Source organism: Pigmentiphaga humi (genome assembly GCF_900606115.1).
Lineage (GTDB): Bacteria > Pseudomonadota > Gammaproteobacteria > Burkholderiales > Burkholderiaceae_B > Pigmentiphaga > Pigmentiphaga humi.
Window position 1 is genome coordinate 73,833 of sequence record NZ_UWPJ01000005.1, and the last position, 13,756, is coordinate 87,588.

General features: G+C 68.8%; 10 protein-coding genes. 8 read left to right on the forward strand and 2 right to left on the reverse strand.

The genetic code is table 11. The features are described 5' to 3' along the window. Window positions 1-40: 40 nt before the first annotated feature. A complete protein-coding gene (gene infA / locus PIGHUM_RS00685; protein ID WP_124077323.1) occupies window positions 41-310 on the forward strand; it encodes a translation initiation factor IF-1 in 270 nt (89 codons plus the stop codon). A gap of 30 nt (window positions 311-340) precedes the next feature. On the opposite strand, the gene dosP is transcribed toward infA, so the two are convergent. Next, window positions 341-2,887, reverse strand: a complete 2,547-nt coding sequence (dosP, locus tag PIGHUM_RS00690; protein WP_124077324.1) for an oxygen-sensing cyclic-di-GMP phosphodiesterase DosP — start codon at window positions 2,885-2,887, stop codon at window positions 341-343. A 156-nt stretch (window positions 2,888-3,043) separates the two neighbouring features. Beyond that, window positions 3,044-3,640 carry a MarR family winged helix-turn-helix transcriptional regulator gene (locus PIGHUM_RS00695; protein ID WP_124077325.1) on the reverse strand — a complete coding sequence of 199 codons (597 nt, stop codon included), beginning with the start codon at window positions 3,638-3,640 and terminating at the stop codon, window positions 3,044-3,046. 180 nt (window positions 3,641-3,820) lie between these two features. On the opposite strand from PIGHUM_RS00695, the gene PIGHUM_RS00700 reads away from it, so the two are divergent. From PIGHUM_RS00700 to PIGHUM_RS00730, 7 genes are all read left to right on the forward strand, one after another. Next, complete coding sequence (locus tag PIGHUM_RS00700) at window positions 3,821-4,822, forward strand: Bug family tripartite tricarboxylate transporter substrate binding protein (RefSeq protein ID WP_124077326.1); 1,002 nt, start codon at window positions 3,821-3,823, stop codon at window positions 4,820-4,822. A gap of 162 nt (window positions 4,823-4,984) precedes the next feature. Continuing rightward, on the forward strand, window positions 4,985-6,307 hold the full coding sequence (locus tag PIGHUM_RS00705) for a Rieske 2Fe-2S domain-containing protein (RefSeq protein ID WP_124077327.1): 1,323 nt from the start codon (window positions 4,985-4,987) through the stop codon (window positions 6,305-6,307). Window positions 6,308-6,368: 61 nt separating this feature from the next. Continuing rightward, window positions 6,369-7,550 (forward strand): Gfo/Idh/MocA family protein, encoded by a 1,182-nt coding sequence (locus tag PIGHUM_RS00710; protein ID WP_124077328.1) that lies wholly within the window; start codon window positions 6,369-6,371, stop codon window positions 7,548-7,550. A gap of 96 nt (window positions 7,551-7,646) precedes the next feature. After that, complete coding sequence (locus PIGHUM_RS00715; RefSeq protein WP_124077329.1) at window positions 7,647-8,165, forward strand: sigma-70 family RNA polymerase sigma factor; 519 nt, start codon at window positions 7,647-7,649, stop codon at window positions 8,163-8,165. A 13-nt stretch (window positions 8,166-8,178) separates the two neighbouring features. After that, on the forward strand, window positions 8,179-9,156 hold the full coding sequence (locus PIGHUM_RS00720) for a FecR domain-containing protein (RefSeq protein WP_124077330.1): 978 nt from the start codon (window positions 8,179-8,181) through the stop codon (window positions 9,154-9,156). Between the two features lie 139 nt (window positions 9,157-9,295). Continuing rightward, a complete protein-coding gene (locus PIGHUM_RS00725) occupies window positions 9,296-11,839 on the forward strand; it encodes a TonB-dependent receptor (RefSeq protein ID WP_124077331.1) in 2,544 nt (847 codons plus the stop codon). 14 nt (window positions 11,840-11,853) lie between these two features. Continuing rightward, complete coding sequence (locus PIGHUM_RS00730; RefSeq protein ID WP_124077332.1) at window positions 11,854-13,749, forward strand: choice-of-anchor tandem repeat GloVer-containing protein; 1,896 nt, start codon at window positions 11,854-11,856, stop codon at window positions 13,747-13,749. Window positions 13,750-13,756: the final 7 nt, after the last annotated feature.

The following is a 13,756-nucleotide window of genomic DNA, read 5'->3' on the forward strand; positions in this document are numbered from 1 at the left end:
TGCCGTCCCGCTTTCCCACCGCGCCCAGGAGAATGGTCACATGGCCAAAGAAGAACTCATTGAAATGCATGGCGTCGTCAACGAAGTCCTGCCGGATTCGCGCTTTCGCGTGAAGCTGGACAACGGCCACGAGCTGGTCGCCTACACCGGCGGCAAAATGCGCAAGCACCACATCCGCATCCTGGCCGGCGACAATGTTTCGCTGGAAATGTCGCCCTACGACCTGAGCAAGGGCCGCATCACCTTCCGTCACCTGGACAAGCGCGGCGCGGGCACGCCGCCTCCCGGCGGGTATCGCTCGCGCCGCTGATCCGCGGCATGCCGTAGCCGGAACGCGCGCTCAGTGCACGCTCGCCGGCTGGAACGGTCCGCCCGCGGCCAGCCATGCGGTGGCATCCTGCGGCGTGAGCGGCCGCGAGAACAGATAACCCTGAATCACCGGGCAGCCCTGCCTGGCCAGCCACCGGCGCTGGTCTTCACGCTCCACACCCTCGGCCACCACGGTCAGGCCAAGGTTGCGTCCCATGCCGATCACCGTTGCCACCAGGGATTGATGGCGGCTTTCTTCCAGGCATTTGCGGATGAAGCTGCGATCGACCTTGAGTTCGGTCACCGGCAGATTGATCAGGTTGGCCAGGCTCGAGAATCCGGTGCCGAAATCGTCCACCGACAATCCCACCTCGAGCGCGCGCAGCGCATGGATGTTGCCCATCATCTCGGGCGTGAGCGCCACCATGGTGCTCTCGGTAAGCTCCAGGGTAAGGCTGTCGCCGCGCAGCGCGAACTCCTGCAGCAGTTCCTCGATGTACGCGGTCAGACTGCCGCTGCGAAAATTGACCGGCGACAGATTGACCGAGATCTTCGGCACCTCCAGCCCCTCGGCGCGCCATTGCGCCAGTTGCCGGCACACCTCGCGCAATGCCCAGCGCCCGAGATCCTCGATCAACCCGAATTCCTCGGCCAGGCCGATGAACTTGGCGGGCGAGACGACGCCGAATGTCTCGTCCTGCCAGCGCGCGAGCGCCTCCATGCCATGCAGCAGCCCATCGGCAACGCCGACTTGCGGCTGGTAGGCCAGCGTCAGCCTTTCCCCCGCAATGGCGCGCTTGAGCGCCGCCGTCAGCAATACCCGCTCTTGCACGGCGCCGTTCATCGCCGGATTGAAGAACTGGTAACTGGCCCCGCCCGCCTCCTTGGCGCGGTGCATGGCCTGTTTGGCGTTGGCCAGCAGCGCATTGCCCTCGCGCCCGTTCTCGGGATAGAGACTGATTCCCACGCTGGCGCTCAGGCTCAACGCGAGTCCGTCGATCTCGACCGCGCAGCTCACGCATTGCAGGAGGCGCTGCGCCACCACGGAGGCGCGGCGCGCGTTGCAGTCGCGCGCCACGAGCACGAACTGGTCGCCTTCGGTACGGCTCAGGAAATCTCCCGGTTCGAGCATCTCCTGCAGGCGGTTGGCCATGGTGACCAGCACGGAATCCCCCGTGGCGTGCTCCAGGGCATCGTTGATGTCCTTGAAGCGGTCCAGCCCGAGTACGAAGCAGCCGATGGGACGGAGCGCCGCGGTCGCCAGCAGGTCATCGACGTAACGCGACAGGTTGTGGAGATTGGGCAGGCCGGTAAGCGAATCGAACTTCACCAGCCGTTCGGTGCTCAAGCGATGTTCTTCGCGCTCGATGGCCAGGGCGCACAGGTGCGCGCAGACTTCGATGATGCGCTCGTGCAGCGCCGTGGGCTCGCGCGGCTCGGTCGCATAGAAAGCGAACGTGCCCGCCACGCTGCCGTCGCGCCGTTTGATCGGGTACGACCAGCATGCCCGCAGGCCGTGCGCCAGGGCGACGTCGGCGTGGCGCGCCCATAGGGGGTCGTGCTCGATGTCCGCGGCGATCACCTGCGTGCCGCGCACGGCCGCGGTGCCGCAACTGCCCGCCCCCTCGTCGATGGGCAGGCCGTCGACCAGGACGTTGTAGCCGGCGGGCAGGTAGGCCACCGCCCAGGAGCGCAGCTTCCCTTCCTGGTCGACCCGCAGAATGGAGGGCAGCACGTCGCGGGCAGCCTCGCGGGCCTGCCGGCACAGGTACGCGCCCAATTGCGCGAACGGCAGGCTGCTGTTGAGCGCGGCCAGTACGTTGCGTTCCAGGTCGCGCACCACGCGTTCCTCGGTGATGTCGTAGAGCACGTCCACCGAATAGCCGTTCAGCCTGTCCTGCTCGCCGTCGGCGATGGGCGAACTGGAGATGCGCACCCATATCTCGTGCCCGTCCTTGCAGCGCGCGCGCTGTTCGGCGAGCACGCGCTCCCGCCCCCAGGGCAGGGCAACGAAACGCTCCAGCTCGTCTCGGTGCAGGATCGGCCCGCTGAGCAGCGGAATGGGTTCCTTGCCCAGCATTTCATGGGCTTCGTAGCCGAGCAGATCGGTAAAGGCGCGGTTGACGCGGACGATACGGCGCTGCGCATCGAGCACCAGAATGGGGCGATCGGAACAATCGACCGCCATTTGCAGCAGGCGCTTTTCCTCGCGCTGGGCGATTTCCTCGGAAACGTCGCGGGCGAAGGCGATGCGGTAGTCCCGGCCCGCACACGAAACACGCCACATCGCCACGTTGGCCCAGGCGGGCTGGCCATCCTTGCGTTCGAGCCTGACGTCGCTGCCTACGCTGGCGGCATGCCGGCCGGCGGCTCCGATCTCGAGCAGCGGCATGTCGGCGGGAAACAGCGTGCCCGCCGGCTGCCCCAGCATCTCGCCGCGGCCACACCCCCACAGCCGCTCCGCGGCGTCATTGAAGAACAAGACCTCGCCGGCTTCTCCGACCAGCACCGAGGCGACGGTCGACTGTTCCAGCGCGGCTATCAACGTATCTCCGATCGCAACGCCCAACTTTTCCATGCCTGGCCTCCTTTGGTCCTGGTGGGGCGTTCGGCGGCAAACCCTGGCTCGTGCACATCGACCTGCTCTAGCATGCATTCTAATGCGATCGATCGTTACATTGCAGCAGCGACTGCGTCAGTAACGTCATAGACATGAAAGCAGCGCGATGGGCCGCTATTCCGGCACGGCCGTGCTCGCTATCCGGCCCGGCGCGGCCTGCCTGGCCGCCCGCTCCGACACCCGCCGCGACAGTTCGCGGGTGGACGGGATGCGCAGGCTGCGCGCATCGGCGCGCGCCTCGTCCTGCGCCAGGTTGGCGATGATGCTGAGCAGCACCTTGCGCGCCACCTCGATCTCGCCGGCTGCAAGCCCTTGCACGCCGATGCCGTTCACCTCTTCCGCCAGCGGAATCAGCACGTTCTCGAGCTGGCGGCCTCGCTCGGTCAGGTAGACGTGGATGTTTTTCTTGTTGCCCGGCCGGTGGCGGCGCTCGACATAGCCCAGAGCCTCCATCGCCTTGAGCGCGCTGTAGGTAGTGGGCTCCATGACGCCGGCCTGGTCGCTCAGGTCGCGCTGAGTCAGGCCGTCCTGCACCCACAGAATGCGCAGGAACGCCCAGTGGCCGAACGAGACGTGGTGTTCGTTGAGCCGCATCTGCAAGGCGCGGATGAACGCCCGGGTGGCGTCCTTGACGAGATGCGCGAGCCGGTCGCCCGGCGCAGCGCTCTGCCAGTGCTCCAGGATCTTGCGGGTGTCTTCGGGGGAACTCATGGTGTGGGGAAAGCCGGTGCAGAGACCAATGATACCCGGGTAAGCCCGGATGGGACCGCCTCTTGAAAAATACTTAGCGCTTTAATATTCTCTCATCTTAGAGATCTAATTAAATTGCCGGGCGATATCCGCGACGGCGAGCACTGGCGCCGGGACAGGCGCACCGACCAAGGAGACGACATGAACTTTTGCATCCACGGCGGCCTGCGCCGCGCGCTCGCCTCGCTGGCCCCGGCGGCGGCGGCCGGCCTGCTGGCCTGTACATCGCTGCCCGCATCGGCCGAAGACCTGGCCGACTATCCTTCGCGCCCCGTGCGCTTCATCGTCCCCTACGCCACCGGCGGCCTGCCCGATACCGTGGCGCGCATCGTCGGCCAGCGGCTCACCGAAAGCACCGGCAAATCCTTCGTGGTCGAGAACAAGCCCGGCGCCAACGGCGTGGTCGCGGCGCAGGCCATGATGGGCAGCCCGCACGACGGCTACACCTTCCTGGTGACGGACGGCTCGATGATGTCGATCAACCCGTCCATCTACAAAGACCTGTCCTACGAGCCCAACCGCGACTTCATGCCGGTATCGCTGGTCGCCACCTCGCCGCTGTTCATCGCTGCGCGGCCGGACTTCCCCGCCAATACGCTGCAGGAGTTCGTCGAGCTCGCCAAGAAGGACGGCTCGCGCATCACCTACGGCTCGTCGGGCGTGGGCAGCAGCCACCACCTGACCATGGAGGCGATGCGCAGCGCGCTCGACCTGCGCCTGGACCACGTGCCGTTCCGCGGCTCCGGCCAGGCCGTTCCGGCGCTGGTGGGCAAGCAGGTGGACCTGGTGGTGGCGGCGCTGCCCTCGCTCTCGGGTTTCGCCCAGAAGGGCCAGGCCAAGATCCTGGCCACCAATTCGCTCAAGCGTTCGGCGCTGGCCCCCGACGTGCCGGCCATCTCGGAAGTCATTCCCGATTTCAACTTCGCCGTCACGGTCGGCGTGCTCGCCCCCAGCGGCACGCCGCCGCAGATCGTGCAGAAGATCAGCGACGCAGTCGCGAAGGCCGTCCGGCAGCCGGAGGTCGTCAAACAGTTGCAGGGCCTGGGCATAGAACCCGTGGGCGGTTCGCCGGCCGCCTACCGGCAGGCCATCGACGAGGAAACGCGCCGCTACGTGGGTGCGATCAAGGCTGCGGGTATATAGGGCCCCCCCTACGCGCTTACGCGCGCCCCCCGGGGGGCGGCACTGGCGGACCGGCGGAGCCGGATCCGCTGTGCCCTGGGGACTCAACGCGCTTCGTGGGTTGATTCGATTGCTGGATTGGGAAGCAGGGAAAAGAAATGTGCTGTAGAGAAGGAGAGCAGTATGTTGTCGCGCGAGAAGAATGAGCGGTTGTGCCGCGTGGAGGGCGAGGCGCCGATGGGGGCGTTGATGCGCCGGTTCTGGCTGCCGGTTTGCCTGGCCGAGGAAGTGGCCGAGCCGGACGGCGCGCCGGTTCATGCGCGCCTGCTCGGCCGGGATCTGGTGGTGTTCCGGGACAGCGAGGGCCGCGTCGGCGTGCTGGACGAGAAATGCCCGCACCGGCGCGTCTCGCTGGTCTACGGGCGCAACGAGGAAGGCGGCCTGCGCTGTCTCTACCACGGCTGGAAGATCGACGTGCAGGGCCGGGTGCTGGAGATGGCCTCCGAGCCCGCGGCCACGCCCATGCTGTCCAAGGTCCGCACCACGGCCTACCCGGTACAGGAATGGGGCGGCATGGTATGGACCTTCCTGGGCAAGGAAGAAGATGCTCCGGCGTTCACCCCTCCGCCATGGGCGCCGACGCGCGACACCAAGGTCGCCATCGCCAAGATCCTGCTGCCCTGCAACTGGGCCCAGATACTGGAAGGCGCGATCGACTCGGCGCACAGCTCCAGCCTGCATTCGTCGGACTTCGTGCCGGCCAAGGTCGCGGGCGCGGAGGCGACCGCGAAGAACTGGCTGCGCCCCAGTACCGACAAGGCGCCGCGCATGCAGGTGGACCGCACTTCCTACGGCTTCCGCTACGCGGCGATCCGCCGCCCCATCGAAGACGCCGACACCCAGGACTACGTGCGCTCGACCGTATTCGTCGCGCCCTTCACCGTGCTGGTGCCGCCCAACAACCTCTACAACGTCGCCAACGTCAACGTGCCGATGGACGATACCTCCACGGCCTTCTATTTCCTGGCCTGGGGCCATCCGGCCAAGACGCCCGACACCGAGACCTGGCGCCGCTTCCTGGGCGCGCAGACCGGCGCCGACCTCGACGAACGCTATCGCCCGCGGCGCAACCACGAGAATCGCTTCTGGCAGGACCGCCAAGCGATGAAGGCGGGCAATTTCACCGGGATCACCGGCTTTCCCAACCAGGACATCGCCATGTGGGTGACCATGGGGCCGCTGGCCGACCGCTCGGAGGAACGGCTGGGCTCCAGCGACCTGGCCATCGTCGAGTTCCGGCGCCGCATGCTGTCGGCGCTGGACGAATTCGCGGCGGGCGCCGAACCGGTCGCGCTGGGCGGCAATACGGTTTCGCCCGAAGTCTGTTCCTTCCAGGCCATCGTGCCCAAATCGATAGACTGGCGGGCGTACCGCGCCCGCTACGTTTGGGACGACCTGCCGGACGGCCGCCAGCTGGAAAGCAACTACCAGACGGGCATGCGCTGAAACCGGCGCGTCCCGCCGCTGCGCCCTCCCCGGCGCACCTACTTTCCCAAGGAGATTCCGCATGCCCCCACAGCTGCGACTGGGCATAGCCGGCCTGGGCCGCGCCTTTTCGCTGATGCTGCCCACCTTCCTGGCCGACGCCCGCGTCGCGTTGGCGGCCGCCTGCGACCCGCGCGCCACGGCGCGCGAGCAGTTCGCGCGCGACTTCGGCGCGCCGGTGCACGAAGACGTCGAGGCGCTGGCCGCCGACCCATCCATCGACGCGATCTACATTGCCAGCCCGCACCAGTTCCATGCCCGCCACACCGAGATTGCCGCCGCCCACGGCAAGCACGTGCTGGTGGAAAAACCGATGGCGCTGAGCCTGGACGAATGCGACCGGATGATCGCCGCGTGCGAGCGCGCCGGCGTATGCCTGATCGTGGGCCACTGTCACAGCTTCGACCTGCCCTACCTCAAAACGCGCGAGTTGATAGACCGCGGCGAGTTCGGCGCGGTGCGCATGATCCACGCGCTGAACTACACCGACTACCTGTACCGTCCACGCCGGCCCGAGGAACTCGATACGGCCGAGGGCGGCGGCGCGGTGTTCAGCCAGGCGGCCCACCAGGTGGACATCGTCAGGCTGCTGGCCGGCTCGCGCCCCACCGTGCTGCGCGCGGCGCTGGGCAGCTGGGATCCGCGCCGGCCGACCGAAGGCGCCTATTCGGCCATGCTGTGGTTCGAGTCCGGCGCCTATGCCTCGCTTTCCTATAGCGGCTACGGGCATTTCGATTCCGACGAATGGATGGACTGGACCGGCGAGATGGGCAACCGCAGATCGCCCGAGGACTACGGCGGCGCGCGCCGCAAACTGGCCGCGGCCGCCTCGCCGGAGGAAGAGGCCCGGGCCAAGGCCGCCGCGACCTATGGCGGTCCGGCCTACCGGGCGCCCGCTGCCGACGAGGCGCGCCGGCGCTACCAGCACTTCGGACCCATCATCGTGTCGTGCGAACGGGCCGATCTGCGGCCCATGGCGGACGGCATCCTGGTCTATGGCGACGAACAGCGCCGCCGCGTCCCGCTGTCGGCGCCGGCCGTGCCGCGGCACGAGGTGATCGACGAATGGGTGGACGCCATCCGCCTCGGCGTCGCGCCGCGCCACGATGGCCGGTGGGCCAAGGGCACGCTGGAGATCTGCCTGGCGATGCTGGATTCGGGCGCGCGCCGGGCCGATGTGGCGTTGCGCCATCAGCCTGCCTGACCCGTCCCCGCCGGTCTTGCCGCGGCATGGCAGGTTGTGCCTATAATTGAGTGAGAATCATTTTCATCAACACATAGGCCGATGCCGCCGGCATCCATGACTCCCTCACAGCCCCATCCCCAGGACACCGTACATCGGCTATACCGTGAACACCATGCCTGGCTGGTGCAGCTGCTGCGCCGCAAGCTGGGCGACATGGAGCATGCCGCGGACCTGGCGCACGACACGTTCGAACGCATCATGCGGGCCGACCTGGGTCCGGTGGTGGCGGCGCCCCGTGCTTACCTCACCACGGTCGCCCAGCGCCTGGCGGCCAGCCATTTCCGCCGGGCCGCCGTGAGCCGGGCCTTCCAGGAAGCGCTCGCGGCCCGTCCGGAGGCCATCGCGCCGTCACCCGAACAGCAGCTGCAATTCCAGCAGTCGCTGCTGGCCGTCCTGGACGTTCTCGACGGACTGCCGCTGCGCACCCGCCGGATCTTCCTGCTCGCGCAGTTCGACGGCCTGCCGCACAACGAGATCGCGCAACAGCTGGGCATCACGCCCAACGCCGTGCAAAAGGCGGTCGCGCGCGCCCTGGAGCACTGCTATCTCGCCATCTACCCGTCCGCCGCGTGAGCCCGCCTCGCCGATGAACGACAGCACGGCGCCCGACGGCCAACCCGAACTGGCCGCCATCCGCCAAGCGGCGCGCTGGCTGGCGCGGCTGCAGGCGGATCGGTCGCCGGCCGCCCTCGAAGCCTGTCTGGACTGGCGTCGCGCGCGGCCGGAACACGAGCTCGCATGGCAACGCATGAACGCGCTTTCCAGCCAGTTCAGCGCGCGCGGCACGCCCATGGACCCGGCGGTGGCCAGCGACACCCTGCATCGCGCCACGGCTCGGGACGGCCGCCGGCGCAACCTGAAACGGCTGCTGGGCATCACCGGCGCCAGCGCGCTGGCCTGGTCGCTCGGCGGCGAACGGGCGGTGCGCGTCCAACTCGCCGACTACCGCACCGCGACCGGAGAACGGTCGCACCACGTCCTGCCCGACGGCACCCGGCTGGCGCTCAATACCGGCAGCGCCGTCGACATCCGCTTCGATGACGCGCAGCGTTCGGTCGTGCTGCGCGCCGGCGAGATCCACGTCCAGACCGCCGCCGACCGCCTGGGCCGGCCGTTCCGGGTGCAGACGCGCGCAGGGACGCTGGCGCCGGTGGGCACGCGCTTCCTGGTCCGCGAACTCGACGACGGCGGGGCGGTCCGGCTCGGCGTACTGGAAGGCGCCGTCGATATCCGGCCCGACCACGGCAGCGTCCGCATCGCGGCGGGCCGGCAGGCCGATTTTTCCGCGCGCGCCATCGATGCGTCCGTCGCGCTCGGCCGGTCGGCCGCCGCCTGGCTCAACGGCATGCTGGTGGCGGACCGCATGCCGCTGCGGGCGTTCCTGCACGAACTGGGCCGCTACCGTCCAGGCATCCTGGCCTGTGACGATGCCGTCGCGCAGCTGCCCGTCGTCGGCGCGTTCTCCATCGACGATACCGACGCCTCGCTGGCCCTGCTGGCGCAGACGCTGCCGCTGCGCCTGGCGCGGCACACCCGCTATTGGGTGCGCGTGCTGCCCGCCTGAGCGGAATGCCGCGCCAAGGCGCGGACCGCCGGAAAACTTGTAACAGAAACGGCGGATCCCGCGGCCTCGTGCGTAAAGACAGGTAAGCGCCGTGCGCGGCGCATGCCCTTTCCACCTCCGATCCAGGAGCGCGTTCGACATGCCCCGCCTCGCCGGCCCTCTTTCCGCAGCCCTACACAGACGCCTGCGCCCCGCCGCTTTTGCCGCTCGCCTCGGCCTGGGCGCGCTGGTCCTTGCCCATGCGGCCGGCACGCCGACCTGGGCGCAGGCCGACGTCCAGGCCCGGCGCCATTATGCGATCGAAGCCGGCAGCCTGAACGAAGTGCTGGGCCGCTTCGGCGAACTGGCCGGCGTCATGATCGCCGCCGATCCGGCCTTGACCTTCGATGCGCGCAGCCCCGGCCTGCGCGGAAACTACACCGTTGCCGAAGGCCTGGAAAAGCTGCTGTCCGACCGCGGCCTCGAAGCCGTGCCCGCCGGAGGCGGCTATCGGCTGCAACGCAGGCCGCCTCCCCCCGTACCGGCGCCCGCGCCGCTGGCGCCGGTGCTGGTGGTGGGCCTGCGCGACAAGACCGAGGACGCCCACCATGCGGCGGCATCGGAGCACGTCATCACGCGCGAACAGATGGATCGCGTCCAGGCCACGTCGGCGCGCGACATCTTTGCCGAGACCCCTGGCGTGTGGGTCATGAACGGACGCCAGAACCCGTCGCTGAACGTCAACATCCGCGGCCTGCAGGACTCCACCCGCATCAACATGATGGTCGACGGCGCGCGCCAGGGCTTGCAGATCGTCAGCGGCCACAGCGGCGTCAACCAGTTCGTGTTCGTCGACCCCGAACTGCTGGCCGACGTTTCGATCGCCAAGGGGCCGACTTCCGGCGCCCACGGGGCGGCCCAGATCGGCGGCGTGGTCGACCTGCGCACCCTCGAGGCCGACGACTTGCTGCGCGACGGCCAGACCCAGGCTTTCCGCGTACGCGGCACCGTCGGCAACAGCGGCTACGGCGCCTCCGGCAGCGCCGCCGCGGCGTTCCGGCTCGACGAGCGCTGGGATCTCGCCACCGCCGTCAGCCGGCGCCGTTCGGACGACTATAAAGCGGGCACCAGCGACCCCGGCCTGTACAGCGTGGACGGCACGCTGGACCGCAGCCGCGTGCGGCCGGGCGACGAAGTCTACGGCACCTCGCAAGACCTGTGGTCGGGCCTGTTCAAGGCCGGCCTGCGGCTCGACGGCGGACACCAGATCAAGCTGGGCGCGACCTACTACGAGAATACCTATGGTCAGCAAGGCGCCAACCGCGCGCTCGCCAGCAACGACCCCGACCGCACGGGCACCGACGGCGGGCCGCCGCGCGGCCGCATGCAGACGCGCGGCCGCGACAACCAGGCCCGCGCGACCACCTACACCGCGAAGTACTCGTGGACGCCCGCCGGCAACCCGTGGATAGACCTGCGCGCCAACCTGTGGCGCTCGTCCACCCACGTGCGGCGCCCCGAGTACGACACCGCGTACAAGACGACGAGCTGGGGCATGGAGCTCTACAACACCAGCCGCTTCGACGTGCCCGTGCTGGGCAGCGCGCGCCTGACCTACGGGACCGAATACTTCGAGGACGACGGCGGCACCGAGTCGCTCAAGACCGACCTGACGCGCAATCCCGATGTCGCGATCAACGCATGGGCCGGCGAACTGACCGGTTCCGGCAAGCGCCGCGTGGGCAGCCTGTTCACCGAGCTTACGCTGATGCACGGCGACTGGCTGGAAGTGACCGGCGGCCTGCGCCGCGACATCTACAACATGCAGGGCGACGGCTACTACATGAGCCCGGTATCCGGCCAGGGCAAGGCGTTCTTCACGCTGAAGAACCGCGAGACCCACGTCAGTCCGCGGCTGACGCTGGCGGTCATGCCCGCCTCGGGCGTGCAGCTTTATGCCGCCTACCACGAAGGATTCCGCCCGCCGGCCATTGCCGAGGCCATGCTCAGCGGCACGCACGGCAACGTGCTGCAGTTCAACCCCAATCCCAACCTCAAGCCCGAGTACGCGCGCAACCGCGAGCTGGGCGCCAGCTTCACCTTCGACGGCGTGCTGAGCGCCAGGGACAAGCTGCGGGCCAAGGCCGCGTACTTCGCCAACCGCGTGGACGGCTTCATCGACTACGGCGAAGTCAGCAACTACCTCGGCACCTACACCACTTTCGTCAACCTGGACCGCGCCTATTTCCAGGGAACGGAATGGTCGCTGTCCTACGACAACGGCAGCGCGTTCCTGCAGGCCAGCTACACCTACTTCAGCGTGCTGCGCTTCTGCACGGCGGGCGTATGCAGCGACAACGTCGGCGGCATCATGGGTTCGCCCTTCATCCCGTCGAAGGAAAAAATGGCGCTCACCGCGGGCGTCCGGCTGTTCGACCGCGCCGTCACGCTGGGCGCGCGCGTGCGGCGCGACGGCCGCCGCGCCGCCGCCAACGACGACTCCGCGGGCTTCGGCAACGTCCAGACCTTCTGGCCCGCCTACACCGTCTACGACCTGTTCGGCAGCGTGCAGTTGAACCGCTCCACCCAGCTCGGATTCAGCATCGAGAACCTGCGCGACACCTACTACATCGACGCGCTCGGCTCCGATCTGGTGCCCGGGCCGGGCCGCGTGTTCAAAGCGCTGCTGACGATGAACTTCTAGCCCGGATCCGCCCCATGCCCATCTTCACGACCTTCGCTTCGCGCCGGCTCGGCGGCGCGCGCCATGCCGCCGCGGCCGCCCTCCTCGCCTTCGCCGCCAGCGGCACCGCGCATGCCGCGGCCACCAGCGTCGAAGCCATCCACGACTTCGCCGGCCAGGAACTGGGCGAGCGTCCCGCCATGCTCATCGCCGGACCGGACGGCAAGCTGTACGGCAGCACCGGCAGCCGCTCCAGCGGCAACGGCGCCAACTTCGGCACCGTGTTCCGCATCGACCGCGACGGCGGCAACTACCAGGTCCTGCATCAGTTCCAGCATGCCTACCGCAGCGCCTACAGCACGGCCATCGAGCTGGTGGCCGGCAGCGACGGCAATCTCTATGGCTATTCCTCGCTGACCGGAACCGAGACGGCCGCGACCGCCGTCAACAACATGGGCATGCTGTTCAGGATCGCGCCCGCCAGCGGCGCGGTCAGTGTGCTGTACGCCTTCCCGGCCGCCGAGGCCGACCCTTATTTCAACAACAATGCCCCCAATGGCGCCGGCCTGAATCCCAGCGGCCTGGTCGAGCGAGACGGCGTGCTGTACGGGCTGGCGAGCCGGGGCGGCAGCAAGGGCGCCGGCACCGCGTTCAAGTTCGAGCTGGCCAGCGGCACATTCAGTCTGCTGCACACCTTCGGCGTGTCCGACGCCCTGTCGCGGCCGCGCCAATTGCACATCGATTCCCGCGGCCGCCTGATCGGCCTGGCCGGCACGACGCCGTTCGAGCTGTTCCCCACGGGCGGCATCCGCGCCATCGGCGTCGCGCCGCCCGCCGGCGGAACCGGCATAGGCACGCCGTCCCTGCTGCCTCGCGCGGGCGGCGGTTTCTACGGCACGGCCAGCGGCGGCGCCCACCAGACGGGCGCGCTGCTCGCGCTCGATATCGACGCGGCGCCCGCCTACACGGTGCTGCATTCGTTCGACCCCGAGATCAAGGTCAGCAGCAACGACGACGCGACCTACGCCAATCTCGAAGGCCGCAATCCCGACGGGCTGGCCGACGCCGGCGACGGCACGCTGCTGGGCACCGCGACCCAGGGCGGGGCCGCGTCCAACGGCACGATCTTCCGCTTCGCGCCCGACAGCGGACGCCTGGAAATCAAGTACGCCTTTCCCTATACGAAGCCGGTGCAGACCGGCGCGGCCGTGCCCGTCAACGACGTCACGCCCAACGCCACCGGCGCGTTTCCCAAGGGCGCGCTGGTGCGGGGCGACGGCAACGCATGGTTCGGCGTGGCCTCGCACGGCGGCGCGCAGGGATTGGGCACGGTCTACCGGGTCGTCCCGGGCGACGATGACGTGCGGGCGCCGCAGATCGCGCGCTGGGACGCCAACCTGATGTCCACGCACCTGTCGAATACCGGCGGACTGGTCTACCTGTACGCGGAAAGCTGGGACCAGCCCGCGGGAACCGTCTGGCTGGAATCGGGCTTCGTGGCGGCCGTGGACTGGAGCACGCTGGGCGTCACCCAGTGCACCGGAGAAACCACCGTAGAACCGGACGCGGCAAGCGGCCTGGCCAGCGGCGACGGCAGCCGCTACGGCGCCCACCCCATCGAAACGCCCCAGACATGGAGCGGCCCCAAACCCACCTCGGGCCGCTACATCTTCATTCTGCGCAACACCGGCGCGTATGCCTACACGCTGCGCTGCGTCGGCCCGCAGGGAGAAATCCAGCGCACGCTCACCATCGAAGTCAAGCAGGTTCCCCAGGAAGGCGACGACGAGGTTCCCCGCTTCGGCAACGGCGGCGGCTCGGCCGGGCTGGCCACCCTCGCCGGCCTGGCATTGCTGGCCTGGGCGCTGCGCGCCCGCCGCGCGCCGGCGCCGAGCACGCGCGCCGCCATGCGTTCCCGCTCACGAAACTAAGCGCCCA